Origin of the sequence: Mesorhizobium sp. Primo-A (assembly GCF_003997175.1) — a bacterium.
Lineage (GTDB): Bacteria > Pseudomonadota > Alphaproteobacteria > Rhizobiales > Rhizobiaceae > Mesorhizobium > Mesorhizobium ciceri.
Genome location: NZ_RZTG01000002.1, coordinates 328,920 through 353,554, shown reverse-complemented (window position 1 = coordinate 353,554; position 24,635 = coordinate 328,920). Strand labels below are relative to the sequence as shown.

Genomic DNA, 24,635 nt, shown 5'->3' with positions numbered 1-24,635 from the left:
CGGCGACTTCTATAGGCGGATAGCGGTTGCCGGCACAGAACCATATAAGTAAGCTAACACTTACTAATTTCCGCAACTATGCGGCGCTGACGATCGATCTGGCGCCAGGTGCCGTGGTTTTTTCCGGCGACAACGGCGCCGGCAAGACCAATCTCCTCGAAGCGATCTCCTTTTTGACACCGGGACGTGGCTTGCGCCGCGCGCCCTACGCCGATGTCGCGCGCGAGGGCGGCGACGGCGGCTTTGCGCTGCATGCCCGGCTCGACGGACCTGATGGCCAGGTCGAGATCGGAACAGGCATTTCCGGCGGTGACACCGCCGGCGAAGGCGGCAGGCGGGTACGCATCAACGGAGCTTCGGCGCGTTCGGCCGAGGACATGCTGGAATGGCTGCGCGTGGTTTGGCTGACGCCAGCCATGGACGCGTTATTCACCGGACCGGCCGCGGATCGCCGGCGCTTCCTCGACCGGCTGGTGCTGGCGATCGACCCCGGCCACGGGCAACGTGCGATCGACTACGAGAAGGCGATGCGCGGTCGTAACCGACTGCTTACCGAAAGCTCTCGGGACGACCGCTGGTTCGACGCTATCGAGACGCAGATGGCCGAAACCGGTGTGGCGATTGCCGCGGCGCGCGCCGAGATGGTGCGCCTGCTGGCCGCCATGATCGACAGGCTGCCCGACACGGGACCGTTTCCGCAAGCCGATATCGGCCTTTCAGGCGAGCTGGAAGCCGAGATTGCCGTGGCGCCGGCGGTCGATGTGGAGGAACGCTTCCGTCGGACGCTTGCCGAGGGCCGCGAGCGCGATCGCGCCGCCGGACGTACGCTCGACGGCCCGCACCGTTCGGACCTGGTGGTTCGGCACCGCCCCAAGGCGATGCCGGCCGAGCTCTGCTCGACCGGCGAGCAGAAGGCGCTGCTGGTCGGCATCGTGCTGTCGCACGCGAGGCTGACCGGCGAAATGTCGGGCATGACGCCGATCCTGCTGCTCGACGAGATCGCTGCGCATCTCGACAGCGGGCGGCGCGCGGCGCTGTTTTCCATCCTGGAGGAACTGAACTGCCAGGCATTCATGACAGGAACCGATGCTGCGCTGTTTTCCAGTCTCCAGGGCCGTGCGCAATTCCTGACCGTCGACCACGGGACGGTTGGGCCAACCGAAGACCCCTGACAAGGTTTTTCCGTGCCTGTATGATCAGGCAATGACCACTGCCGCCCTGACCGCAGACGAGATCGAACGCTATGCCCGCCACATCGTGCTGCCGGAAATCGGCGGCGCCGGACAGCAGAGGCTGAAGCAGGCCCGGGTGCTGGTCATCGGCGCCGGCGGGCTGGGCGCCCCGGTGCTTGAATATCTTGCCGCCGCCGGCGTCGGCACGCTCGGCGTGGTCGATGACGACACCGTTTCGCTCTCCAACCTGCAGCGTCAGGTCATTCACGGCACCGACACTGTCGGCCTGCTGAAAACCGACAGCGCCAAGGCGGCAATCGCCCGCATCAATCCCAATACCACAGTCGAACCGCATACGTTCCGGCTGACCACGGACAATGCGCCTGCCCTCGTCGCCCGCTATGACATCGTCGTCGACGGTTCCGATAATTTCGAAACGCGCTACGCCGTGGCCGATGCCTGCGCGAGCGCTGGGAAACCGCTGGTGCATGCCGCCGTCGGACGCTTCGACGGCTCGGTCACGGTGCTGAAGCCATTCGAAGACGGCAAGGACGGCAAGCCCAACCCAGGCTATCGTGACCTGTTTCCCGAGGCGCCACCGCCGGGCCTGGTGCCGTCCTGCGCCGAAGTCGGCGTGCTTGGCGCGCTGACCGGCGTCATCGGCACGCTGCAGGCCATGGAGGCGGTCAAGCTGATCACCGGCGTGGGCGAACCGCTGGTCGGCCGGCTGCTGCTTTATGATGGGCTGGCGGCGCGCTTCGACACCATCCGTTACAAGAGAAGCTGAATTCTTGGACCTGATCGAAGCAGTCTCCATCAGGCGGATCCCGACCGATTTCGACCGTTGGGACGATGTGCTCGCATTGATCATGCGTGCCTTCGCCTCGATGGACGACGTCATCGACCCGCCCTCCTCGGCCCACCTTTTGACCGCCGACACTCTGCGGGACAAGGCGCGGCGGGAGACCGGCTTCGTGGCGCTCAGGGGTGATCGGATCGTCGGCTGCGTCTTTGCCCTTGAAAAGGTGGCAGAGTTCTATGTCGGCAAGCTCGCCGTGGCGCCGGACTGCCAGGGACAAGGCATCGGCCGGCGGCTGATGCAGGCGGTCGAAGACCTTGCCCGCGGCCGCGGCAAGGCCGCCATCGAGCTTCAGACGCGGATCGAGTTGACCGCGAACCACGCGGCCTTTGCTCGCCTCGGCTTTCGCGAAACTGGACGGACGGCGCATGACGGCTATGCCAGGCCGACCTCGATCACCATGCGCAAAGCTCTCCCGTAAGTCTTATCTTACGGTTTGTGGGCCACGGATATCGCACCGCGACAGTGTCAGGTCCTGAGCGGCAGCACGCGGTCTGGTGGGCGGTGGCCGTCAACGAAGGCGCGGATGTTGATGATGACCTTTTCACCCATGTCGATACGGCCCTCGAGCGTCGCCGAGCCCATATGCGGCAAAAGCACGACCTTGTTCTTGGCCGCGAGCTTCAGCAGCTTGCCGTTCAAGGCCGGCTCGTGCTCGTAGACATCGAGGCCGGCGCCGGCGATCTTGCCGTCCTGGATCAGCTTGACCAGTGCTTCCTCGTCGATGATGTCGCCGCGCGCGGTGTTGACGACATAGGCGGTGGGCTGCAGTAGCGCCAGCCGCCGCGCCGAAAGCAGATGGAAGGTTGCCGGCGTCGAGGGACAGTTGACCGAGATGATATCCATGCGGGCCAGCATCTGGTCGAGGCTTTCCCAATAGGTCGCCTCCAGCCCGTCTTCCACGGCCGGCAGCACGCGGTGGCGGTTGTGATAGTGGATCGACAGTCCGAAGGCCTTGGCCCGCCTGGCTACGGCCGTGCCGATCCGCCCCATGCCGACAATGCCGAGCCGCTTGCCCCAGATGCGCCGGCCCAGCATCCAGGTCGGCGACCAGCCGGCCCATTTCTTGTCGCCGGTGAGCACATTGGCGCCTTCCGCGAGCCGCCGCGGCACCGCCAGCATCAGCGCCATCGTCATGTCGGCGGTGTCTTCGGTCAGGACATTCGGCGTGTTGGTGACGGTGATGCCCCTCTTGGCCGCAGCCGCGACATCGATCTTGTCGACGCCGTTGCCAAAATTGGCGATCAGCTTGAGGTTGTCGCCTGCCTGAGCGATCAGCGCCGCGTCGATATTGTCGGTAATGGTCGGCACCAGAACGTCGGCTTCCTTGACCGCCGCGACCAGTTCCGGCTGCGTCATCGGCCGGTCCTCGACATTCAGCCTTGCGTCGAACAGTTCGCGCATGCGGGTCTCGACCGGGTCGGGCAGCTTGCGCGTGATGACGACGAGAGGCCTTTTTTTGCCTGCCATTGTTTCCCTCTCGAGTATTTGCCGCAATTCCGAACGCAAAACCGCTTCACAGGTTTGCTGGAATTGCTCTAACCCGATCTCGTTGAGACCTCTTTAACCAAGACCGGCGAAACTGAAAGCCGGTCGCGGTGCCGATTACCCATGTAACAAGCGGTGCCGCCGAAGACAAAGAAAAAGGGGCGCCGAGGCAAGCGCCGAAAGGAATGAAAGTGTCTGGTTTCGCGTCGCTTCGCCTGGCCCTCAGTGCAGCATTTTTCGGCGCTCTGCTTTATTCTCCGCTTACGGCGGCACAGAGTGCGGCTGCACCTGCCCAGAGCGTCGTCACGCTCGGGCCGAGCGGCCTGCCGCTGCCGCGATTCGTCAGCCTGAAATCCGGCCGCGTCAACTCGCGCGTCGGCCCCGGCGCCAACTACTCGGTCGACTGGATGTACATGAAGGCCGGCCTGCCGATGGAGATCATCCAGGAATTCGACACATGGCGCCGCGTGCGCGATGCCGATGGTTCGGAAGGCTGGATCAACCAGTCGCTGCTTTCCGGCCGACGCACGGCAATCGTCGCACCATGGCAGCGTGGCAAGGGCACCCGGATCAATCTTCTCAACAGCCCCGACAAGGATGCAAGGGTGGTCGCGATGATCGAACCTGGCGTCATGGGTACGATCAAATCCTGCGACGGCCAGTGGTGCGAAATGACGTTCGACGGCCACACCGGCTGGCTTGCCCAGTCGGTCGTCTGGGGCGCCTATCCCGGCGAACGGGTCAAGGACTGATTCTCTTTCGCGGTCCTGGCTTTATGCCCGATACGGCCGAGATGGGTGTCCTGGAAGCCGGTCGGCAGCTTCAGACCGTAGCCCAGCGCACGGTCGATGGCGATGTGGGCGATCCATATCAGCGCAACCGCCATCGCGGCCGCATTGCCCCACATGTGCCCGCCGAGCAGCAGCAGCACGGGCACGATCAGGATGTGCAAGGCGTTGTAGGCAAGGGCACCGACGCGCGGACCGGCCAGATAGCCCGACATCGATAGGTCAGGCGCCAGGATAAGCAATCCGAAGAGCCACCAGGAGATGCCGGTCGAACCGTAGAAAATGACGGCAGCCAGTGCCACGATCGCCCATTCGAGCCGGATTACGAGATCGAGGGGTTTCATCCCTGGCCGATAATTCTGGCTTGGCAGATGATTCCGGCCTCGCCAGTCATTCGCGGCGTTTGGGGCGCAGCCTCACGACGATGTCGACATTGGCGATCTCCATCCCTTCCGGAGGCTCCGGCAGGTTCGCAACCGTCACCGGACCGCTGTCGATGTCGAATATACGGTTTTCGCCTTCGATGTAGAAATGGTGGTGGTCGGAGGTGTTGGTGTCGAAATAGGTTTTCGCGCCTTCGACGGCGAGGATGCGCAAAAGTCCCGCCTGGGTAAACTGGTGAAGGGCATTGTAGACGGTGGCCAGCGACACCGGCACGCCGGCGGCAACCGCCTCCTCGTGCAGTTCCTCGGCCGACAGATGCCGGTCGCCCTTGGCGAAAAGCAGATCGGCCAGCGCAATGCGCTGACGCGTCGGCCTCAGCCCGGCTTCACGGACCCGCTTGTCCACAGCGACATTTTCCTTCCGGCCGTCCAGGTCCATCTTCTCGTCGAACCCCACAGTTCCGCCCCAAGACACGCCCAGAATGGCAAAAAAATGAACGTCTGCCGAAACCGGACCTCTCAGGACATATATTCTGTCGTCCGAATGCGATCAATAGCGCGCATTGACCCAGGCAGACGAGCAGGCTAAGCGCAAACGCCGGTTTCCGGCCTGAAACAGATTGTGTTAGGAAACCAACGACAAGGGCACCCGATGGCCCGGAACGATATGGGATGAGATTGATGGCGGGTAAATCCAGCTACGAGTACGACGAATTGCTGGCCTGCGCCCGCGGCGAACTGTTCGGACCGGGCAACGCCCAGCTTCCCTATCCGCCAATGCTGATGTTCGACCGCATCACCGAGATCAGCGAGACCGGCGGCGCCTTCGAGAAGGGTTTCATCCGCGCGGAGTTCGACATCAAGCCGGACCTGTGGTTCTTTGCCTGCCATTTCATCGGCAATCCGATCATGCCGGGGTGCCTCGGCCTCGACGCCATGTGGCAACTGACGGGCTTCTATCTTGGCTGGCTTGGCGAACCCGGGAAGGGAATGGCGCTGTCGACCGGCGAAGTGAAATTCAAGGGCATGGTCACGCCTTCGGTGAAGAAGGTCGAATATGGCATCGACTTCAAGCGCGTGATGCGGGGCCGGCTGGTGCTCGGCATCGCCGATGGCTGGCTGAAGGCGGATGGCGAACCCATATACGCGGCAACGGATTTGAAAGTCGGTCTGTCCAAGCAGTCGGCGGTCGGCTGACCGGCACCCCTGGCCGGCCCCCTTTGGCCAGCATCCCTGGAAGGAGTTGCGAATGAGACGTGTCGTAGTCACAGGCCTCGGCATCGTGTCGTCGATCGGCAACAATGCCAACGAGGTGCAAGCCTCGCTGCATGACGCCAGATCAGGCATCAGCTTCTCGGATTCCTTCGCCGAACACGGCTTCCGCTGCCAGGTCTGGGGAGCGCCGACGCTCGATCCATCGGCGATGATCGATCGCCGTGCGATGCGCTTCCTGAGCCAGGGTGCTGCATGGAACCACGTCGCCATGGACCAGGCGATCGCGGATGCGGGCCTCGGCGAGAGCGACATCACCAATGAGCGCACCGGCATCGTCATGGGATCGGGCGGACCATCCACCCGCACCATCGTCGAAGCTGCCGAAACGACGCTGAAGAACGGCAGTCCCAAGCGCATCGGTCCATTCGCGGTGCCGAAGGCAATGTCGTCGACCGCATCGGCGACGCTTGCCACATGGTTCAAGATCCACGGCGTCAACTACTCGATCTCGTCGGCCTGTTCGACCTCGGCGCATTGCATCGGCAATGGCTATGAATTGATCCAATGGGGCAAGCAGGACATCGTCTTCGCCGGCGGCCACGAGGATCTCGACTGGACGATGTCGGACCTGTTCGACGCCATGGGCGCCATGTCGTCGAAATTCAACGACAAGGCATCGACCGCCTCCCGTGCGTATGACGTCAATCGCGACGGCTTCGTCATTGCCGGGGGCGCCGGTGTGCTGGTGCTGGAAGAGCTTGAGCATGCCAAGGCGCGCGGCGCCAAGATCTATGCCGAGATCGTCGGCTATGGCGCGACGTCGGATGGCTACGACATGGTTGCTCCTTCAGGCGAAGGCGCGGTCCGCTGCATGCGCCAGGCGCTGGCCACGGTTTCCACGCCGGTCGACTACATCAACACCCATGGCACCTCGACGCCGGTGGGAGATTCCAAGGAAATGGGCGCCATCCGCGAGGTGTTCGGCCCAGAGATGCCGTACATCACCTCGACGAAGTCGCTGACCGGCCATTCGCTGGGCGCGGCCGGCGTGCAGGAATCCATCTACTCGATCCTGATGATGCAGGGCGGTTTCATCGGCGAAAGCGCCCATATCGAGACCCTCGACCCCGAATTCGAGGGCATGCCGATCGTGCGAAAGCGCATCGACGACGCCAGGATCGACACTGTTTTGTCCAATTCGTTCGGCTTCGGTGGCACCAACGCCACGCTCGTTTTCCAGCGCTATTCCGCATAAGGATTTGCCGGCCATGGACGGATTGATGAAGGGCAAGCGCGGGCTTGTCATGGGTGTCGCCAACGATCATTCGATCGCCTGGGGCATCGCCCGGAAATTATCCGAACACGGGGCGGAACTCGCCTTCACCTATCAGGGCGATGCCTTCGGACGCCGGGTCAAGCCGCTGGCCGACAAGCTCGGCGCCTCGCTGGTCGTGCCGTGCGACGTCGAGGACAGCGCTTCGGTCGCCGCCACGTTCGAGACCCTGGGCAACGAATGGGGCGGGCTGGATTTCATCGTCCACGCCATCGGCTTTTCCGACAAGAACGAGTTGAAAGGCCTCTACGCCGACACCAGCCGGGACAATTTCGTCCGCACCATGGTGATCTCCTGCTACTCCTTCACCGAGGTCGCCCGCCATGCGGCCACCTTGATGAAGGACGGCGGATCGATGATCACGCTGACCTATGCGGGCTCCGTCCGCGTCATGCCGAACTACAATGTCATGGGCGTCGCCAAGGCCGGACTGGAGGCCAGCGTGCGCTACCTCGCCAACGATTACGGTCCGCGCGGCATCAGGGTAAACGGCATATCGGCTGGGCCCGTGCGCACGCTCGCCGGCGCCGGCATTTCGGACGCCCGCCACATGTTCTCCTACCAGCAGCGAAACTCGCCACTGCGCCGCACGGTGACCATCGACGAGGTCGGTGGTTCGGCGCTTTATCTGTTGTCGGATCTGTCTTCCGGGGTTACCGGCGAAATCCACTATGTCGATTCCGGCTATCACATCGTTTCCATGCCGACGCTCGACGAATTGAAGCAGACCGACGGCGGGCGAGACTAACGCCTGTCGGCCAAAGGTGCGCGACGGTTTTGAAATGGCGGACATCTGAAAACACGAAGCTTAAAGCGCGCGGCTAAACCCCGTTTCAGCGCCAGTCGCATTGATCCGCTCAAGAAATACTTCCGGTCCAATAAAATTGGATTCATTCGCGGAAACTCATTTTAAGGAGATATCCGGTAGAAAGCTCCGTACTCAGGGGAACTTTCAATGCTCGCCGTCAGCAACCCGAAGCGAACACCGGTGTTCCGACTGCTCACCATAGCGAGTTCGGGTCTCGGCAGTTTCGTCCTCGGGCTCTGGGGCCTGAAGCTCGGTCTCGGCGATGGCTTTGCCGGCATCTCCGCCGACATGATGGTCTCGGTGATGGCCGCTCTTTGCGCACTGGCGGCGTCGGTCGCCGCGATGTCCTTCTTCGCCGGCGTCGATGAATCGGCGGATTTCGTCTTCACGGAAACCCATTTCGACAAGCTGACCGGCCTGGTGGCACGTCCGGCGATGGTCGGCAAGATTGCCGAGGCGGCATGCGCGACCAGCCGGACCGGCGAGCCGATGTTCCTCATCGATATCGACATCGACCGGTTCAAGCAGATCAATGACGCCATCGGCTACAGCCAGGGCGACGAGCTGATCCGCGCCTTCACCAAGCGCTTGAAGACGTGCGTGCCGCCGCGCGCGCTGATCGGACGCATCGGCGCCGGTGAATTCGCGATCCTGCTCCCCGACAACCAAGTCGCAGGGTCCTTGGAAAGCACCATAGAGAGGCTCATCGACGAGATGATGGAGCCCTATGATCTCGGTACGCACCTGCAATCGGTCAGCCTGTCGGTCGGCATCGTGGCGATGCCAAAGGACGGTGTCGATCCCGTCCTCATCCTGCGCCGCTCCAATCTGGCGCTGCAGAACGCGCGCGCCAGCGGCGTCGGCAACTGGTCCGTCTTCCATGCCGAAATGGGCAGGGTCGCCGACCATCGCCAGTGGATCGAATCCGAACTGCATACAGCCTTCGAGCGCGGTGACTTCGACCTTCATTACCAGCCGCAGCTCGATCTCCCGACCGGCCGCATCGTCGGCTACGAAGCGCTGATCCGCTGGCGGCATCCGGAACGCGGCATGATCCCGCCGATGGAGTTCATTCCGATCGCCGAGGAAACCGGCATGATCGGCCCGATCGGCGAATGGGTGCTGCGCAAAGCCTGCAGCGACGCCCGGCATCTGCCCGACGACTGCTTCGTCGCCGTCAACATCTCGCCCGTCCAGTTCATGACCAAGGACTTCGTCGGCATCGTGCGCGACACCATGACGAGCACCGGCATCAAGCCGTCACGGCTGGAACTGGAAGTGACCGAGACGGCGATGATGCAGGATCGCGACCGCGCCGCCGCCATCCTGAAGGAGCTTGCGGATATCGGCATTTCGGTCGCCGTCGATGATTTCGGCACCGGCTATTCCAATTTGAGCTACCTGATCGATTTCTCATTCGGCAAGCTGAAGATCGACCGGTCCTTCGTCAGCCGCCTCGACACAGATTCCAGCTCCGGCGCGGTCGTCTCGACCATCGTCGGGCTTTCGCGCGCGCTCGGCGTCAGCATCATTGCCGAAGGCGTCGAGACCGAAAGCCAGGCGACACTGCTCAGGGCAGCCGGCTGCGAGGTGGTGCAAGGCTACCTGTATGGCAGGCCCGCCCCCCTCAAGATCAGGGTCGGCGACGTGCATATCACCGATGAGGTCCGGCGCGTTGCCAATCTGCATTGAGTGCGACGCGATATCTGTTTTTGAGCATGATCTTTTCCGAAACCGGTATCCACTTTCGGGATCATGCTTCAACGACGAGCGGAAAGCACCTTGAACATGCCGTCACGAGCGAGTTCGGCATGGCTCGAAAAGACAGCCGCCAAGATCGGTTCGTAGGGAAGCTGACGGTTGGCGACCATGAACAGCCGCCCACCCGGCTTCAAGGCCTTGGCCGCCGCTCGGATCATGCCGGCGCCGATCTCCGGCTCGGCCGCCCGGCTGCGGTGAAAGGGCGGGTTCATGGCAATCGCGTCGTAGCGCTTCTCGACTGGTTCCTTCAGCAGATCGATCCAGAAGAAATTCCTGGCGGTCGGCTGGCTGACCGCTGCCAGATTGAGCTTCGCGGCTTCAAGCGCGGCGAAATCGGCCTCATAGAGGTCGAGCGCCTGAACGCCGGGGGAGCGGGCGGCGATCTCGGCCGCCACATAGCCCCAGCCGGCGCAGAGATCGGCAATGCTGCCACGCAGGTCATTGGGCAGGTTCTCGACCAGCAATTTCGATCCGGTATCGATCCGGTCGAACGAGAACATGCCGGGCGCGGTGTGGCACCGGCCTTCAACCAGCAGAGCGGGGTTGGCAGCGCGCAATTCTTCCGCGGCGGCCAGATCGGCGGGACGTCGCAGCCAGAAGGCAATGCCGTGATATTTGGGCAAATGGCCTTCAAGCGGCACAAGCTCGTCAACGCGCTTGCGCAGGCTGGCAATGCCATCGTCCTTGCCGCCGGCAATGACGACCAGGCCGCCCGGCGCCACGCACTCAAGCGCCTGCGCGATGCGCACTTCGTTCAAGCCGCGATGCCGGCCGGCAAGCACAAGTGCCATATCGAAGCCATCGCCTTCCACTTGCGCGGTGACGACGAAGCCAGACGCCTGCAGCACGCTAAAATGCGGCCGGAAGCCCTGTACGAGGTGAAGCGTCGCCTCAAAGCCTTCAGGCAGGCGAAAACCCGGCTCAGCGCCGAAAAACAGGGCGCGCGTGCCCTTTCCCGGCAAAGCAACAGCCTCCGCCTCGAAGGGATGGAAAAGCGTCTTCAACGGCTCGGCGGACATTGTTCGATCTCGACTTGTCTAAGCGCTTTGAAACCCAGGCTGAAAATGAAAACGGGCGCGACATAAGCCGCGCCCGTTTCGATTCATGATCTCAGACCAATCAGGCGGCGTTTTCTTCGCCTTCGGTCTTCTTGTCGCGGGCGAGTTCCTTGCCGGTGGCCTGGTCGACGACCTTCATCGACAGGCGGACCTTGCCGCGCTCGTCGAAGCCCATCAGCTTGACCCAGACCTTGTCGCCTTCCTTGACCACGTCCGAGGTCTTGGCGACCCGGTCGTTGGCAAGCTGCGAGATGTGGACGAGGCCGTCACGCGGGCCGAAGAAGTTGACGAAAGCGCCGAAGTCCGCGGTCTTGACGACCGTACCTTCGTAGATCTCGCCGACTTCCGGCTCGGCGACGATGGTGTGGATCCACTTCTTCGCCGCCTCGATCTCCTTGGCATTGGACGAAGCGATCTTGACCGTGCCGTCGTCCTCGATGTTGATCTTGGCGCCGGTCTTTTCGACGATCTCGCGGATCACCTTGCCGCCCGAGCCGATCACGTCACGGATCTTGTCGGTCGGGATGTGCATCACTTCGATGCGCGGTGCGAACTCACCCAGTTCCGAACGCGCGCCGGTCAGAGCATGCGCCATCTCGCCGAGGATGTGCTGGCGGCCATCCTTGGCCTGGTCCAGCGCGATCTTCATGATCTCCTCGGTGATGCCTTCGATCTTGATATCCATCTGCAGCGAGGTGATGCCGTTGGCGGTGCCGGCGACCTTGAAGTCCATGTCGCCGAGGTGATCCTCGTCACCGAGGATGTCGGATAGAACGGCGAAACGCTCGCCTTCCTTGATCAGGCCCATGGCGATACCGGCGACGGGCTTGGCCAGCGGCACGCCGGCATCCATCAGCGCCAGCGAGGTGCCGCAGACGGTGGCCATCGACGACGAACCGTTGGACTCGGTGATCTCCGAGACGACACGCAGCGTGTAGGGGAACTGGTCGGCGCTCGGCAGCATCGGGCGAATGGCGCGCCAGGCGAGCTTGCCATGGCCGATTTCGCGGCGACCCGGCGAACCCATGCGGCCGGTCTCGCCGACGGAATAGGGAGGGAAGTTGTAGTGAAGGAGGAACTTCTCCTTGTACATGCCGGTCAGCGAATCGACATACTGCTCATCCTCGCCGGTGCCGAGCGTGGCAACGACCAGCGCCTGGGTCTCGCCGCGGGTGAACAGCGCCGAACCGTGGGTGCGCGGCAGGACGCCGACTTCGGAGACGATCTTGCGGACCGTCTTGAGGTCACGGCCATCGATGCGCGAACCGGTGTCGAGGATGTTCCAGCGCACGACCTTGGCCTGGAGTTCCTTGAATACCGAACCGATCTGCTCGGAAGTGTACTTGGCATCTTCGCCTTCGGCCGGGGCAAACGCTGCCTTGACCTTCGCCTTGACGGCGTCGACGGCGGCGTAACGCTTCTGCTTGTCGACGTTCTTGTAGGCGTTGCTGAGTTCGTCGCCGACGATCTTCAGCATCTCGGCTTCAAGCGCGGAATAGTCCGGCGCGGTGAAGTCGCGCGGCTCCTTGGCGGCGACTTCGGCCAGCTTGATGATGGCGTCGATGACCGGCTGGAAGCCCTTGTGGCCGAACATGACGGCGCCGAGCATCAGCTCTTCGCCCAATTCCTTGGCTTCGGACTCAACCATCAGCACAGCGTCGGCGGTGCCGGCGACAACGAGGTCGAGCTTGGATTCCTGCATCTCGTCGACATGCGGGTTCAGAACGTATTCGCCGTTGATGTAGCCGACGCGGGCGCCGCCGACCGGGCCCATGAAGGGGACGCCGGAGAGCGTCAGGGCGGCCGAAGTGGCAACGATCGACAGGATGTCGGGATCGTTCTCGAGATCATGCTGGACGACGGTGACGACGATCTGGGTGTCGTTCTTGTAGCCGGAGGCGAAGAGCGGGCGGATCGGGCGGTCGATGAGGCGGGAAACCAGCGTTTCCTTCTCGCTCGGACGGCCTTCACGCTTGAAATAGCCACCCGGGATCTTGCCGGCGGCGTAGGTCTTTTCCTGGTAGTTGACGGTCAGCGGGAAGAAATCGAGGCCGGGCTTCGGCTCCTTCATCGAAACGACGGTGGCGAGGACCTTGGTCTCGCCGTAGGTGGCGAGCACCGCGCCATCAGCCTGGCGCGCGATCTTGCCGGTTTCGAGGATGAGCGGACGACCGCCCCATTCGATTTCCACTTTGTGGTGATTGAACATCTCTTGTCCTTAATATGAGGAAAGGGCCGCGCCGTTTCACGGTGCGCGGAGATGCCCTTTCCCTGGCTTCCTTTCTCGGGCAGCCACGGGCAAGACAACGGGAGGCTCGGGTGATTTCGGCGCGGTGCGCGCGCGAGCGTCCTGCAATCCTGCCCCATGACCGTCCATGGGCGGTTTCGAGTGCCCTCTGCACGATCGAAACCGGGTCTGGCCAGTCGATACGACTGGCAGAATGCGCGACCGGCGGGCTCTCCTTCGAAAGCCCGCCGGTCAATTCGTCAACGACGCAGACCGAGCTTCTCGATCAGCGTCTGGTAGCGCGCGTCGTCCTTGCGCTTGAGATAATCAAGCAGGCTGCGGCGCTGGGAGACGAGAGCAAGCAGACCACGGCGGGAATGGTTATCCTTCTTGTGGTCCTTGAAATGGTCGGTCAGGTTCTTGATGCGCTCGGAAAGGATGGCCACCTGGACTTCCGGAGACCCGGTATCGCCCTTGGCGGTTGCGAATTCACCCATCAATTCCTGTTTGCGCTCGGCAGTAATCGACATCGTGTTTTTCCTTATCTGTTTGAGGAAACGGGTCGCCCTCAGCCGGGATGTCGTCCAGCAGGGGCCGGTGCAAGCAAAGCGTCATAGCGCTAAGCTGCGGCGCATATAGTGCAATTCCCCGGAAAACACCAGCCCAATTCACAAGCCGGCTTTTCAGGCCAAAATGGCAGGTTTATCCCTGTCAAAGCCATTTCTTCCATTTGAAGAAGGCGATCAGCCCGAACGCGACAAGCGCCATGAACAGCAGCGACAAGGGATAGCCGTAGTAGGCCTTCAGTTCCGGCATGTTCCAGGGCGAAGACTCCGGATCGAAATTCATGCCCCAGATGCCGACCAGGAAGGTGAGCGGCATGAAGATGACCGAGACGATGGTGAGATAGCTGATAACGTCGTTGGTGCGCGCCTGGCTCAGCGACAGGTGCATCTCGATCAGGCCGGTCAGCATATCGCGCTGGGTCTCGACCAGCTCGATCAGCCTGAGCGCATGGTCGAGCGTGTCGTTGAGGAAGATCTTGGTCTCGGCCTTCACATAGGGCACATCGTTGCGGATCAGCGTCGCCAGCGCATCGCGCATCGGCCACAGCACGCCTTTCAGCACGTTGGCGTCACGCCGCAATTCATGCAGCTGCCGCATCTGGTGTTTGTGCGGCGAATGCAGCATCTGGTCCTCGATGCTGTCGACCATGTCACCGGCGGCCTCGATCGGCGGAAAATAGCTGTCGACGATGGCATCGATCAGCGCATAGGCAAGATAGTCGGCGCCGCGGGCGCGCAGCCGGTTGGGCGCCGAACTTTCAATGCGCTTGCGCACCGGATCGAATGGATCGCCTTCCCGCTCCTGGAAGGTAACGACGAAGTTGCTGCCGAAGAAGACGGCGATCTGCTCATAGCGGTGCGAGGTGACATCGTCGATCATCCTGACGACGACGAAGGCATGGTCCTCGAAGAAGTCGACCTTAGGCCGCTGGCCGGTGTTGACGACGTCCTCCAGCGCCAGCGGATGCAGGCTGAAAATGCGGCCGATCTCCTCGATCAGCGGGATGTTGGCGAGGCCGGTGCAGTCGAGCCAGAGGACCGGCCATTTGTGGCAATGGGTGTTGAGGTCGTCGATGCTGGCATTTTCGATAGTCTTGAATTTTTCGGGCGAGATCAGCGTCAGACGCAGTTCCGAGCGACGCGCCGACGGGTCGGCGATCAGCGTGCCGGGCGACGCACCGACCGGCGGCCGCCGCGTTTTCGCCGGTGCCCGCGTCTTCACGGTCTCAGCCTTTGCCATATTCCCCTCGTGCGAGTCCTCGCCTCGACATTAGACGACAGGAATCAACCGGCAAAGACCCGCTTGGGCTTGAACATGCCTTGCTCAATGGCACCGATGGCGACCAGCTTGCCGCGCGCCGTGGCGCAGGCTTCTTCGGCTTCCACCGGTGCGTCGCGGCCGCGGATGATGACCGGGTTGCCGAGGCGGATCTTGGTTGCCGCGTCATCGCTGATGGCGATCTGCGGCAGGCAATCGAGGGCAGCCGATGTGTCGACCAGAAGCGCATCGATGGCGTCGAAGTCGATTGGCGCTTCCACCTTGTCGGCAGCCTCTGCCTTGTCAGCGGCTTCTGTCGTGTCCGAGCTGTCGACCTCCTCCACACCGAAACGGGCGGCTTCCAGTTCGGCGATGGTGACGAAGTCTTCCGAGGTGAACGGCTCGACCTCGACCCGGCGCAATTCGGAGATGTGACCGAAGCAGCCGATGTCGCGGCCCATGTCGCGGGCCAGCGAGCGCACATAGGTGCCCTTGCCGCACTCGACCTCGAAAACAGTATGGTCGGCGCCATGCTCGACAACGTCCAGACGGCCGATCTCGATCTCTCGCGCGGGTATGTCGACCGTCGCGCCGTCGCGGGCCAGATCATAGGCGCGCTCGCCTGCGATCTTGATGGCCGAGAATTGCGGCGGCGTCTGCATGATGACGCCGGTGTATTTCGGCAGCAGGGCGAGCACTTGGGCTTCCGACGGACGCAGGTCGGATTCTTTCGTCACCGGACCTTCGAGGTCATCGGTCGAACGCTCCTGTCCCCAGGCAACGGTGAAGCGATAGATTTTGGCGCCGTCCTGCACGTAAGGCACGGTCTTGGTAGCCTCGCCAAGCGCGATCGGCAGCATGCCGGACGCCAGCGGGTCGAGCGTGCCTGCATGGCCGGCCTTTTCCGCCTGGAACAGCCATTTGATCTTGGAGACGGCTTCGGTCGAGCCCATGCCGACCGGCTTGTCCAGGATCAGCCAGCCCGAGATCGGCCGGCCCTTCTTCTTGCCGCGACGCGCCACTATTCGGTGTCCTTGTTGTCGTCTTTGTCCTGGTCTGCGTTTTCCTGGTCCTCAGGACCCAAATCGCGCGCCACTTCCGGCGATTTCAAGAGGTCGTTGATCCTGGCAAAATTGTCGAAGGAGGTGTCGAGCTTGAAGCGGAACTCCGGCATGAACTTCATCTGCCGCAGCGCGCCGGAGACACGGCCACGGACGAATTTCGCATGCTTGTTCAACGCCTCGACCACCGCATCGGCATCTTTGGCGCCGAGCGGCGAGACGAAAGCGGTAGCGACCTTCAAATCGGGCGACATGCGCACTTCCGAGACCGACACCACGGTGTTCTCGATCAGCGGATCGATGATCTCGCCGCGCTGCAGGGTTTCGGATAGCGCATGGCGCACCTGTTCGGCGACGCGCAGCATGCGCTGGGATGGGCTGGATGCGGTTGGACGGGGCATTTTTCTCAATCCTGAAAGCGTGAGGCGCGGGATGGAACCGTGCCGCATGTCTCATATGGGCATTCTCAATAGACTTGGGGCGGCGGCCTTTCGACCACCGCCCGGTATGGACAAGTCACTCGAACTCAGAGTGTCCGGGTCACCATCTCGACGCGGAAGCACTCGATGACGTCGCCGACGCGCATGTCCTCGTAGTTCTGGAAGGCCATGCCGCACTCCTGGCCGCCGGGGACTTCCGAAACTTCGTCCTTGAAGCGCTTCAGCGTCTTCAGCGTGCCTTCGTGGATGACGACGTTGTCGCGGATCAGGCGCACGCCCGCACCACGCTCGACCTTGCCTTCGGTGACACGGCAGCCGGCGATCTTGCCGACCTTGGTGATGTCGAAGATTTCGAGGATCTGCGCATTGCCGATGAAAGTCTCGCGACGCTCCGGCGACAACAGGCCCGACAGAGCCGCCTTCACGTCATCCACAAGGTTGTAGATGATCGAGTAGTAGCGGATCTCGATGCCAGCCGCCGCTGCAGCGGCACGTGCCTGGACGTTGGCGCGGACGTTGAAGCCGATGATCGCGGCACCCGAAGTCTCGGCCAGCGACACGTCGCTTTCGGTGATGGCGCCGGCGCCAGCATGGACGATGCGTGCACGCACTTCGTCGGTACCGAGCTTGTCGAGTGCGGCGTTGATCGCCTCGATCGAGCCCTGCACGTCGCCCTTGATGACCAGCGGGAATTCCTTCAGCCCGCTTGTCTGCAACTGCGACATCATCTGCTCGAGCGAACCGCGCTGGCCGGCATGCTTGGCAACCGCCTTCTCGCGCGCCAGACGCTGGCGGTATTCGGTGATCTCGCGGGCACGGGCCTCGTTGTTGACCACGGCGAAGCGATCGCCGGCCTGCGGGGTGCCCTGCAAGCCAAGCACTTCCACCGGCATCGCCGGCGGCGCTTCCTTGATCTGCACGCCACGATCGTTGACCAGCGCACGCACCCGGCCCCATTCATTGCCGGCAACGAGGATGTCGCCCGGCATCAGCGTGCCGGTCTGCACCAGCACGGTGGCAACGGGACCACGGCCCTTGTCGAGCTGGGCCTCGATGACGACGCCTTCGGCGGTACGGTCCGGATTGGCCTTCAGGTCGAGAATTTCGGCCTGCAGCAGGATCGCCTCGAGCAGTTTGTCGAGATTGGTGCCCTTGGTCGCCGACACTTCGACGTCCAGAACTTCACCGCCCATGGATTCGACGAAAACCTCGTGGCGCAGCAGTTCGGAGCGCACCTTCTGCGGATCGGCATCATGCTTGTCGATCTTGTTGATCGCCACGATGATCGGAACGCCGGCCGCCTTGGCATGGCTGATCGATTCGATCGTCTGCGGCATGACGCTGTCATCGGCCGCAACCACCAGGATGGCGATGTCGGTCGCCTGGGCGCCACGAGCACGCATCGCCGTGAAGGCGGCGTGGCCGGGCGTGTCGATGAAGGTGATCTTGTGACCATTCTTCTCGACCTGGTAGGCGCCGATATGCTGGGTGATGCCGCCGGCTTCGCCGGAGACGACATTGGCGTTGCGGATCGCGTCGAGCAGCGAGGTCTTGCCATGATCGACGTGACCCATGATCGTCACGACCGGCGGACGCGAAACCAGGTCCTCGGCATTGTCGGCGATGTTGAACAGGCCTTCCTCGATGTCGGATTCGGCGACGCGGCGGACCGTGTGGCCGAATTCGGTGGCGACCAGCTCGGCCGTGTCGGCGTCGATGACGTCGCCCGGCTTCAGGATCTGGCCCTGCTTCATGAAGAACTTGACCAGGTCGACCGCGCGCTCGGACATGCGTTGCGCCAGTTCCTGGATGGTGATGGTCTCTGGCAGGATCACTTCGCGCATGACTTTCTCGCGCGGCTCATTGTGCATCGCGCGCTTGAATTTTTCCTGGCGGCGACGCATCGACGACAGCGAACGGGCTCGCGCATCTTCGTCGGACAATGCCGAATTCAGCGTCAGCTTGCCACGGCGGCGATCTTCCTCGCTCTTGGTCGGCTTGGCCGGACGCGCCACTTCAGGCGTGACCGGACGGCGCACCGGTGCGCCGGCACCAACCCGCTTCGGCTTGGCCACTTCCTCGTCATCGACTGTTGCCAGTTCGGCAGCCAATGGCGCGCGGCGACGCGCCTCTTCCTCGGCCCGACGGCGGGATTCGGCCTCGGTCTGCAACCGTGCTTCTTCCTCGGCCTGGCGGCGCGCGGATTCATCGCGTTCGCGCTTGCGGCGCTCTTCGTCCTCGGCGCGACGCTTGGCATCCTCGGCGGCGCGCTGGCGGTCCTCGACCTCGCGAACCTTCGAGCCCTCGAGCGCCCTGCGGCGTGCTTCCATTTCACTGCGCGACAGTTCGTTCAGCACCATGCCGCTGCGCTCGACCGGGGCCGGGGGCGGCGGGGGTGGCGGCGCCTTCGGTGCTTCCGGCACGACGACGGGTGCGGCCACGACCGCCGGCTTCGGTGTGAAGACGGGGGCGGCAACAGGCTCCGGCTTGTCGCCGGGCATCGAGAACTTGCGCTTCTTGGTTTCGACGACGACCTGCTTGGTGCGGCCGTGCGAGAAGTTCTGGCGCACAGTGCCCTGTTCCATACCGGGGCGCTTCAGCGTCAAGGTCTTCTTCGGCGTCACACTCAGCGTATTGTCGTCACCCGATTTCGTATCGCTCATTCCATATCCTCTGCGGCATCATCTTCGTCAGCAACAGCCGCAAGCATTGCCAGATCGTCCGGGGAACCGCCCCGATACCGGTCGAGCGCAACCATGCGCTTCTGGACCGCCCTGCCCGCGTCTCCCGCGAGAACGGCAGCATGTATCACATTTGTACCCCCCAATGCCAAGCTCAACTCGGCCTCGGAGAAAAGTTTGTAGGCAAGGATAGCGGGCCCACCGAGATGGACCGTCGCCCGTCGCGCCTGGCTGATCTTGCGCACGCCGTCATCGGACGCCTCGGAAGCATGCAGCACGAAAAGCGCCAATCCGCCGCGCACCGCGCTCTCGACCTTGGTAGCACCAAGCGAAATTGCGCCTGCCTTGCGGGCAAGACCAAGCATGCCCAGAGCGTGCCTGGAAAGCAGCCCGTCGACCATGCCGCCAAGATCGGGCGGCACGACCACCTGTGCCTTGAAGGCGCGGGCAAAGAGGTTCTTCGCCGCAGCCTTGTCGATATGTAGGCGGTCGGCGCTCACCCAGCAACCGCGGCCGGGCAGATTTCTCTTGATGTCGGGAACGACGGCCGAATCCGGGCCGACGACGAACCGGATCAGATCATCCGGTTCGGCTTGTTTGCGCGTAACGATGCAGGTGCGATCGTTCATCTCGTCCAAGGGCGGGTTCGGTGCGATGCGGTTTCACCTCACGCACCAACGGCTTCGTCAGCCGAGACTTCTTCGGCTGCAAGCTCGTCTTCGGTGATCCAGCCGGCCTTGAGGCGGGCGGCCAGAACCATCTGTTCGGCGTCTGCGCGGGTCACGCCATGATTGGCCAGCACGCCCGGATAGACTTTTGTCTCGCCGTCCTTGCGTTCCTTCCAGCCGGTCAGGTCGTCGGCGGCATAGCCGGCGAAATCCTCGATCGTCTTCACGCCGTCCTCGCCAAGCGTCACCATCATGGCGGTGGTGACGCCGGGGATTTCGCGCAATTCGTCCGAAACGCCGAGCGCCTTGCGCTTGTCGTCGTGCTCGGCCTCGATCTTCTCCAGATATTCGCGGGCGCGGGTCTGGATCTCCGAAGCGGTGTCCTCGTCGAAACCATCGATAGAGGCGATCTCGCCGGAATCGACATAAGCGACTTCCTCAACGCTGGTGAAGCCTTCGGAGGCCAGCACCTGGCCGACCATCTCGTCGACGTCGAGGGCTTCCATGAACAGCGACGAACGCTCGACGAATTCCTTCTGGCGGCGCTCGGATTCTTCGGCTTCGGTCAGGATATCGATATCCCAGCCGGTCAGCTGCGAAGCCAGACGCACGTTCTGGCCGCGGCGACCGATGGCCAGCGACAGCTGGTCGTCGGGAACCACGACTTCGATGCGTTCGGCATCCTCGTCGAGCACGACCTTGGCGACTTCCGCCGGCTGCAGCGCATTGACGATGAAGGACGCCGCAGAAGGCGACCACGGAATGATGTCGATCTTCTCACCCTGCAATTCGCCGACGACCGCCTGGACGCGGCTGCCGCGCATGCCGACGCAGGCGCCGACCGGATCGATCGATGAGTCCCGCGAGATGACGGCGATCTTGGCGCGCGAACCTGGGTCGCGGGCGACCGACTTGATCTCGATGATGCCGTCATAGATTTCCGGCACTTCCATGGTGAACAGCTTGGCCATGAACTGCGGATGGGTGCGCGACAGGAAAATCTGCGGGCCGCGCTGCTCGCGGCGCACATCGTAGACATAGGCGCGGACGCGGTCGCCATATTTGTAGTTCTCGCGCGGGATCAGCTCATCGCGACGGATGATCGCTTCGCCGCGGCCGAGATCGACGATGACATTGCCGTATTCGACGCGCTTGACGGTACCGTTGACGATCTCGCCGATGCGGTCCTTGTACTCGTCATACTGGCGGTCGCGTTCGGCCTCGCGGACCTTCTGGACGATGACCTGCTTGGCCGACTGGGCGGCGATGCGGCCGAAATCCATGGGCGGCAGCTGTTCGGCAATGAAGTCGCCGAGCTGGGCGTCGGGATTGCGCTCGCGAGCCGAGGAAATGGCGATCTGCGTGGCGTAGTCATCGACCTTCTCGACCACTTCCATCAGCCGCTGCAGCTTCATCTCACCGGTGTTCGGGTTGATGTCGGCGCGGATGTTGGTCTCCTGACCGTAACGCGAGCGCGCCGCCTTCTGGATCGCATCGGCCATGGCGGCGATGACGATCGACTTGTCGATCGACTTTTCACGCGCGACCGCGTCGGCGATCTGCAGCAATTCAAGTCTGTTGGCGCTTACAACCATCGTTTTTCTCCCGAGCTTGTTTGCCGGACCTTTGCGCCCGGCAGCTCAATCATAGTTCCTGTTCGTGTTCTTCCGTGGCGTCCGCTTCCGCACCCGACTCGTCGTCGTCCGGTTCGCCACGGCGCTTCTTGGCTTCCTTGCGCGCCCTGTTGTCCTTCGACAGGGCATCGCGGATGAGATCGTCGGTCAGGATCAGGCGCACATCGGCAATCGCGTCATAGGGGACGCGCACCGTCGGCTCCTCGCCATAGGCTGCCTTGTCGCGCTCGATCAGCACATCGTCTTCGCCGGCTTCGGCGATCTTGCCCTTGAAGCGCTTGCGGTCGGCGACGACGATCGATGTTTCCATTTTCACCAGATGACCCGTCCAGGTCGTGAAATCCGATTTGCGGACCAGCGGCCGGTCGATGCCGGGCGACGAGACTTCAAGATGGTAGGCCTTTTCGATCGGATCATCGACATCGAGCGCCGGCGACACCGCGCGGCTGACCTCTTCGCAATCCTCGACGGTCATGGTGCCGTCCTCGCGTTCGGCCATGATCTGCAGCGTCAGCCCGTTCTGGCCCGACAGATGCACCCGCACGAGGCGGAAGCCGATGCCGCGCAGAACCGGCTGGACGATCAGCGCGATGCGCGCATCGATGCCGCTTTCGCGGATGATGCGATCGTCGCCCTCGCTTGCCGTTGCAGTCATTGAAGCCCTGTCGTTCTCTACCAAGTTATCGGCAGGTAATAAAAAAGAGCGGGACCGGGTGGACCCACTCTTCGTCATACCGACCAAGAATTTGAGGCTGATATAGACGATCGCGGCCTGTGTTTCAAGCCCGCTATGCTGGTCGGGCAACGCTGCCATCGAGGTGGCCCCCGCCAGCGTTGCATGGAGCGCATGGCGCCCATGCGGCGGCCCCAATGGGATTGGCGCTGAAACGCACCTACTTACGCTGCGCTGCACAAAGGTGGCCGTGCGTCACACGTGCGCGAAAGGACATGATCATGAGCAATCGCAAGATATTTTCTGCAATAGGCGACTTCTTCACCGTATTCGGCAGCGCCGTGGCCGCTTCACGGGCCGTAGAAGCCGGTCGCAGGCCGCGCGCCGACGACCTGCGCAACCTCGGCGTCGAGCCTGCCGCCTTCGATCGCATCGGCCGCCGATTCTAGCTTTGACGCAATTCCGGACGGAAAACCGTTTCACACTTTTCCTGGAATTGCTCTAAGACCGCGAGCCTATTTCCGAATGAAGGTAAGATAGGCCGGCCGCCGGCCCTCACGAATGGCCTTGGCCTCGTAACGGGTGCCCGGCCAACCATCATAGGGCCGGTGCCAGTCCGCCGCCTCGCAAGCCTGCCATGCGAACGCGCCATGCGCGCGGCAATGCAGCAAGGTCCAGTTGACATAAGTGTCGATGTCGGAGGCGAAGCGGAATTTTGAACCAGGCTTCAGCACGCGCGCGAACCGCTCGAGATTGACCGGGCTTACGAAACGTCGCTTCCAGTGTTTCTTCTTCGGCCAGGGGTCGGGATAGAGCAGATCGAGGCCGCCGAGCGAGGCCTGCGGCAGCCAGTCGAGCAGCCTTGTGGCGTCGTCGTCATAAACCCGCAGATTGGCGAGCGGTTTCTCGCGCACCGCCATCATCATCTTGGCCATGCCGTTGACGAAGGGCTCGACGCCGATAAAGCCGATCGAAGGCGCCTCGGTCGCGCGGTGCAGGAGATGTTCGCCACCGCCGAAGCCAATCTCGAGGCGAACCGCGCTGACATCGGTCTGAAACAGAGTTTGCAGATCGGCCGGCGGCTCGGCCGCCAGATCGAGCCGATATACACCGAAGCCGCTTTCCAGCGCGGCCGCCTGTTGCGGACGCATGGTCTTGCCGCGCCGGCGACCGAAAAAGGCTTCGGTCGCGCGGCTTGGTCTGTCCTTCGGATCCATGGCGGGACTTCGCGGCGCCGCTGTCAGGCGGCGACCGCGTCCTTGAGCGCCTTGGCGAGATCGGTCTTTTCCCAGGAGAAAGACCCATCACGGCCGGCCTTGCGGCCGAAATGGCCGTAGGACGACGTCTTGGCGTAGATCGGTTTGTTGAGATCGAGGTGACGGCGGATGCCCGACGGCGACAGATCCATCACCGTGCGCAGCGCGTCCTCGAGCTTTGCCTCGTCGACCTTGCCGGTACCATGCAAGTCGACATAGACCGACAGCGGCTGGGCGACGCCGATGGCGTAGGAAAGCTGGATGGTGCAGCGGTCGGCGAGTTTCGCCGCCACCACGTTCTTGGCCAGGTAGCGCGCCGCATAGGCTGCCGAACGATCCACCTTGGTGGTGTCCTTGCCGGAGAAAGCGCCGCCGCCATGGGGTGCGGCACCACCGTAGGTGTCGACGATGATCTTGCGGCCGGTCAGGCCGGCGTCGCCGTCCGGCCCGCCGATGACGAACTTGCCGGTCGGATTGATGTACCACATGCAATCGTCGGCGATCTTGAGGTCGCCCAGCGCCTCGCGGATATAGGGTTCGACGACCTTGCGGACCTTCTTTGAATCCCAGCTCGCATCGAGATGCTGCGTGGACAGCACGATCTGCGTCGCCTCGGCGGCCTTGCCATCGACATAGCGAACGGTGACCTGGCTCTTGGCATCCGGCCCGAGCCTGCCGGCTTCACCGCTGCCTTCGTGACGGGCAGCAGCCAGCAGTTCGAGGATCTTGTGGCTGTAGTAGATCGGCGCCGGCATCAAATCCGGCGTCTCGCGGCAGGCATAACCGAACATGATGCCCTGGTCGCCGGCACCCTCTTCGCCCTGACGGTCGGCAGCGTTGTCGACGCCCTGGCCGATGTCAGGCGACTGGCCGTGCAGCAGAACCTCGATCTTCGCCGTTTTCCAGTGGAAGCCGGCCTGCTCGTAGCCGATTTCGCGGATCGCCTTGCGGGCGACCGATTTGAACTTGGCCGGATTGACGACCGGATGGCCGGCGGCATCCTTGAGGATGTTGCCTGCCTTGTCCTTCTTCAGCAGCGTTTCCGGGACGCGCACTTCGCCGGCGATGACGACACGGTTGGTGGTGGCCAGCGTCTCGCAGGCGACACGGACTTTCCACGGGTCCATGCCGGTCTTCTTGGCTTCGCGATAGACCAGATCGACGATCTCGTCGGAAATCCGGTCACAGACTTTGTCAGGATGGCCCTCGGCAACGGATTCCGAGGTAAAGAAGTAGTTCTGCCGCGTCACGGGTGTCCCCTCTTGAAAAACGATCGGCAGGCTGCCGATTTTGGCGCGCCACGTGT

Annotated in this window: 24 protein-coding genes; 9 read left to right on the top strand and 15 right to left on the bottom strand. The window is 62.9% G+C overall.

Going from position 1 to position 24,635, the window contains the following annotated elements; all coding sequences use genetic code 11:
- Positions 1-26: 26 nt before the first annotated feature.
- Genes recF through EOC83_RS04460 form a run of 3 tightly spaced genes read left to right on the top strand, consistent with a single transcriptional unit; the run spans position 27 to position 2,452 of the window.
- On the top strand, positions 27-1,172 hold the full coding sequence (recF, locus tag EOC83_RS04470) for a DNA replication/repair protein RecF (protein ID WP_013527878.1): 1,146 nt from the start codon (positions 27-29) through the stop codon (positions 1,170-1,172).
- 31 nt (positions 1,173-1,203) lie between these two features.
- Positions 1,204-1,959 carry a molybdopterin-synthase adenylyltransferase MoeB gene (locus EOC83_RS04465; RefSeq protein ID WP_013527879.1) on the top strand — a complete coding sequence of 252 codons (756 nt, stop codon included), beginning with the start codon at positions 1,204-1,206 and terminating at the stop codon, positions 1,957-1,959.
- 4 nt (positions 1,960-1,963) lie between these two features.
- Positions 1,964-2,452 (top strand): GNAT family N-acetyltransferase, encoded by a 489-nt coding sequence (locus EOC83_RS04460; protein WP_127218679.1) that lies wholly within the window; start codon positions 1,964-1,966, stop codon positions 2,450-2,452.
- 47 nt (positions 2,453-2,499) lie between these two features.
- On the opposite strand, the gene EOC83_RS04455 is transcribed toward EOC83_RS04460, so the two are convergent.
- Positions 2,500-3,501: a D-glycerate dehydrogenase gene (locus EOC83_RS04455; RefSeq protein ID WP_013527881.1), complete on the bottom strand. Its 1,002-nt coding sequence runs from the start codon at positions 3,499-3,501 to the stop codon at positions 2,500-2,502.
- A gap of 209 nt (positions 3,502-3,710) precedes the next feature.
- Between EOC83_RS04455 and EOC83_RS04450 the strand changes: the two genes are divergently transcribed.
- On the top strand, positions 3,711-4,271 hold the full coding sequence (locus EOC83_RS04450; RefSeq protein ID WP_063170456.1) for an SH3 domain-containing protein: 561 nt from the start codon (positions 3,711-3,713) through the stop codon (positions 4,269-4,271).
- On the opposite strand, the gene EOC83_RS04445 is transcribed toward EOC83_RS04450, so the two are convergent.
- Together EOC83_RS04445 and irrA are read right to left on the bottom strand one after the other, a co-directional pair.
- On the bottom strand, positions 4,244-4,651 hold the full coding sequence (locus EOC83_RS04445; RefSeq protein WP_063169996.1) for a DUF4260 domain-containing protein: 408 nt from the start codon (positions 4,649-4,651) through the stop codon (positions 4,244-4,246). The two genes, EOC83_RS04450 and EOC83_RS04445, sit on opposite strands and share 28 nt — an antisense overlap.
- Positions 4,652-4,697: 46 nt before the next feature.
- On the bottom strand, positions 4,698-5,129 hold the full coding sequence (irrA, locus tag EOC83_RS04440; protein ID WP_024503471.1) for an iron response transcriptional regulator IrrA: 432 nt from the start codon (positions 5,127-5,129) through the stop codon (positions 4,698-4,700).
- A gap of 242 nt (positions 5,130-5,371) precedes the next feature.
- On the opposite strand from irrA, the gene fabA reads away from it, so the two are divergent.
- The 4 genes from fabA to EOC83_RS04420 all read left to right on the top strand — a co-directional run bounded on the left by fabA (position 5,372) and on the right by EOC83_RS04420 (position 9,738).
- Positions 5,372-5,887, top strand: coding sequence for a 3-hydroxyacyl-[acyl-carrier-protein] dehydratase FabA (gene fabA / locus EOC83_RS04435; protein WP_013527885.1), 516 nt, complete (start codon positions 5,372-5,374; stop codon positions 5,885-5,887).
- A 52-nt stretch (positions 5,888-5,939) separates the two neighbouring features.
- Positions 5,940-7,160 carry a beta-ketoacyl-ACP synthase I gene (gene fabB / locus EOC83_RS04430; protein WP_024503470.1) on the top strand — a complete coding sequence of 407 codons (1,221 nt, stop codon included), beginning with the start codon at positions 5,940-5,942 and terminating at the stop codon, positions 7,158-7,160.
- 13 nt (positions 7,161-7,173) lie between these two features.
- Positions 7,174-7,986, top strand: a complete 813-nt coding sequence (gene fabI / locus EOC83_RS04425) for an enoyl-ACP reductase FabI (protein ID WP_013527887.1) — start codon at positions 7,174-7,176, stop codon at positions 7,984-7,986.
- Positions 7,987-8,193: 207 nt separating this feature from the next.
- Positions 8,194-9,738 (top strand): bifunctional diguanylate cyclase/phosphodiesterase, encoded by a 1,545-nt coding sequence (locus EOC83_RS04420; protein ID WP_027161757.1) that lies wholly within the window; start codon positions 8,194-8,196, stop codon positions 9,736-9,738.
- Between the two features lie 68 nt (positions 9,739-9,806).
- Here the strand turns inward: EOC83_RS04420 and EOC83_RS04415 are convergent, their stop codons facing one another.
- The 10 genes from EOC83_RS04415 to rimP all read right to left on the bottom strand — a co-directional run bounded on the left by EOC83_RS04415 (position 9,807) and on the right by rimP (position 22,055).
- Positions 9,807-10,826, bottom strand: a complete 1,020-nt coding sequence (locus tag EOC83_RS04415; RefSeq protein WP_063169995.1) for a class I SAM-dependent methyltransferase — start codon at positions 10,824-10,826, stop codon at positions 9,807-9,809.
- A gap of 100 nt (positions 10,827-10,926) precedes the next feature.
- Positions 10,927-13,074 (bottom strand): polyribonucleotide nucleotidyltransferase, encoded by a 2,148-nt coding sequence (gene pnp / locus EOC83_RS04410; protein WP_013527890.1) that lies wholly within the window; start codon positions 13,072-13,074, stop codon positions 10,927-10,929.
- A 278-nt stretch (positions 13,075-13,352) separates the two neighbouring features.
- The gene (gene rpsO, locus EOC83_RS04405; protein ID WP_269470859.1) at positions 13,353-13,664 is read right to left on the bottom strand and encodes a 30S ribosomal protein S15; all 312 of its coding nucleotides are present in this window, start codon (positions 13,662-13,664) and stop codon (positions 13,353-13,355) included.
- 139 nt (positions 13,665-13,803) lie between these two features.
- Positions 13,804-14,898, bottom strand: coding sequence for a magnesium/cobalt transporter CorA (gene corA / locus EOC83_RS04400; protein ID WP_063169994.1), 1,095 nt, complete (start codon positions 14,896-14,898; stop codon positions 13,804-13,806).
- 44 nt (positions 14,899-14,942) lie between these two features.
- On the bottom strand, positions 14,943-15,938 hold the full coding sequence (gene truB, locus EOC83_RS04395) for a tRNA pseudouridine(55) synthase TruB (protein WP_013527892.1): 996 nt from the start codon (positions 15,936-15,938) through the stop codon (positions 14,943-14,945).
- Positions 15,938-16,378 (bottom strand): 30S ribosome-binding factor RbfA, encoded by a 441-nt coding sequence (rbfA, locus tag EOC83_RS04390; protein ID WP_024503464.1) that lies wholly within the window; start codon positions 16,376-16,378, stop codon positions 15,938-15,940. Before rbfA ends, truB begins: the two co-directional genes overlap by 1 nt.
- 125 nt (positions 16,379-16,503) lie before the next feature.
- Positions 16,504-19,080 (bottom strand): translation initiation factor IF-2, encoded by a 2,577-nt coding sequence (gene infB, locus EOC83_RS04385; RefSeq protein ID WP_013527894.1) that lies wholly within the window; start codon positions 19,078-19,080, stop codon positions 16,504-16,506.
- Entirely contained in the window at positions 19,077-19,727 is a 651-nt protein-coding gene (locus tag EOC83_RS04380) for an RNA-binding protein (protein ID WP_024503463.1), read from the bottom strand. Before EOC83_RS04380 ends, infB begins: the two co-directional genes overlap by 4 nt.
- 38 nt (positions 19,728-19,765) lie before the next feature.
- Positions 19,766-21,361: a transcription termination factor NusA gene (gene nusA, locus EOC83_RS04375; RefSeq protein WP_013527896.1), complete on the bottom strand. Its 1,596-nt coding sequence runs from the start codon at positions 21,359-21,361 to the stop codon at positions 19,766-19,768.
- A gap of 49 nt (positions 21,362-21,410) precedes the next feature.
- Positions 21,411-22,055 carry a ribosome maturation factor RimP gene (gene rimP, locus EOC83_RS04370; protein ID WP_013527897.1) on the bottom strand — a complete coding sequence of 215 codons (645 nt, stop codon included), beginning with the start codon at positions 22,053-22,055 and terminating at the stop codon, positions 21,411-21,413.
- Between the two features lie 299 nt (positions 22,056-22,354).
- On the opposite strand from rimP, the gene EOC83_RS04365 reads away from it, so the two are divergent.
- On the top strand, positions 22,355-22,522 hold the full coding sequence (locus EOC83_RS04365; protein WP_013527898.1) for a hypothetical protein: 168 nt from the start codon (positions 22,355-22,357) through the stop codon (positions 22,520-22,522).
- A 66-nt stretch (positions 22,523-22,588) separates the two neighbouring features.
- On the opposite strand, the gene EOC83_RS04360 is transcribed toward EOC83_RS04365, so the two are convergent.
- Together EOC83_RS04360 and metK are read right to left on the bottom strand one after the other, a co-directional pair.
- A complete protein-coding gene (locus EOC83_RS04360; RefSeq protein ID WP_024503462.1) occupies positions 22,589-23,290 on the bottom strand; it encodes a tRNA (guanosine(46)-N(7))-methyltransferase TrmB in 702 nt (233 codons plus the stop codon).
- 23 nt (positions 23,291-23,313) lie between these two features.
- Positions 23,314-24,579 carry a methionine adenosyltransferase gene (gene metK, locus EOC83_RS04355; RefSeq protein WP_024503461.1) on the bottom strand — a complete coding sequence of 422 codons (1,266 nt, stop codon included), beginning with the start codon at positions 24,577-24,579 and terminating at the stop codon, positions 23,314-23,316.
- Between the last annotated feature and the right edge of the window lie 56 nt (positions 24,580-24,635).

Bases quoted from the DNA above. Each gene is read 5' to 3' on its own strand.
- EOC83_RS04465 (WP_013527879.1), top strand. From the start codon at position 1,204: ATGACCACTGCCGCCCTGACCGCAGACGAGATCGAACGCTATGCCCGC.
- EOC83_RS04455 (WP_013527881.1), bottom strand. From the start codon at position 3,501: ATGGCAGGCAAAAAAAGGCCTCTCGTCGTCATCACGCGCAAGCTGCCC.
- EOC83_RS04445 (WP_063169996.1), bottom strand. From the start codon at position 4,651: ATGAAACCCCTCGATCTCGTAATCCGGCTCGAATGGGCGATCGTGGCA.
- irrA (WP_024503471.1), bottom strand. From the start codon at position 5,129: ATGGACCTGGACGGCCGGAAGGAAAATGTCGCTGTGGACAAGCGGGTC.
- fabA (WP_013527885.1), top strand. From the start codon at position 5,372: ATGGCGGGTAAATCCAGCTACGAGTACGACGAATTGCTGGCCTGCGCC.
- fabB (WP_024503470.1), top strand. From the start codon at position 5,940: ATGAGACGTGTCGTAGTCACAGGCCTCGGCATCGTGTCGTCGATCGGC.
- fabI (WP_013527887.1), top strand. From the start codon at position 7,174: ATGGACGGATTGATGAAGGGCAAGCGCGGGCTTGTCATGGGTGTCGCC.
- EOC83_RS04420 (WP_027161757.1), top strand. From the start codon at position 8,194: ATGCTCGCCGTCAGCAACCCGAAGCGAACACCGGTGTTCCGACTGCTC.
- EOC83_RS04415 (WP_063169995.1), bottom strand. From the start codon at position 10,826: ATGTCCGCCGAGCCGTTGAAGACGCTTTTCCATCCCTTCGAGGCGGAG.
- pnp (WP_013527890.1), bottom strand. From the start codon at position 13,074: ATGTTCAATCACCACAAAGTGGAAATCGAATGGGGCGGTCGTCCGCTC.
- corA (WP_063169994.1), bottom strand. From the start codon at position 14,898: ATGGCAAAGGCTGAGACCGTGAAGACGCGGGCACCGGCGAAAACGCGG.
- rbfA (WP_024503464.1), bottom strand. From the start codon at position 16,378: ATGCCCCGTCCAACCGCATCCAGCCCATCCCAGCGCATGCTGCGCGTC.
- infB (WP_013527894.1), bottom strand. From the start codon at position 19,080: ATGAGCGATACGAAATCGGGTGACGACAATACGCTGAGTGTGACGCCG.
- EOC83_RS04380 (WP_024503463.1), bottom strand. From the start codon at position 19,727: ATGAACGATCGCACCTGCATCGTTACGCGCAAACAAGCCGAACCGGAT.
- nusA (WP_013527896.1), bottom strand. From the start codon at position 21,361: ATGGTTGTAAGCGCCAACAGACTTGAATTGCTGCAGATCGCCGACGCG.
- rimP (WP_013527897.1), bottom strand. From the start codon at position 22,055: ATGACTGCAACGGCAAGCGAGGGCGACGATCGCATCATCCGCGAAAGC.
- EOC83_RS04365 (WP_013527898.1), top strand. From the start codon at position 22,355: ATGAGCAATCGCAAGATATTTTCTGCAATAGGCGACTTCTTCACCGTA.
- EOC83_RS04360 (WP_024503462.1), bottom strand. From the start codon at position 23,290: ATGGATCCGAAGGACAGACCAAGCCGCGCGACCGAAGCCTTTTTCGGT.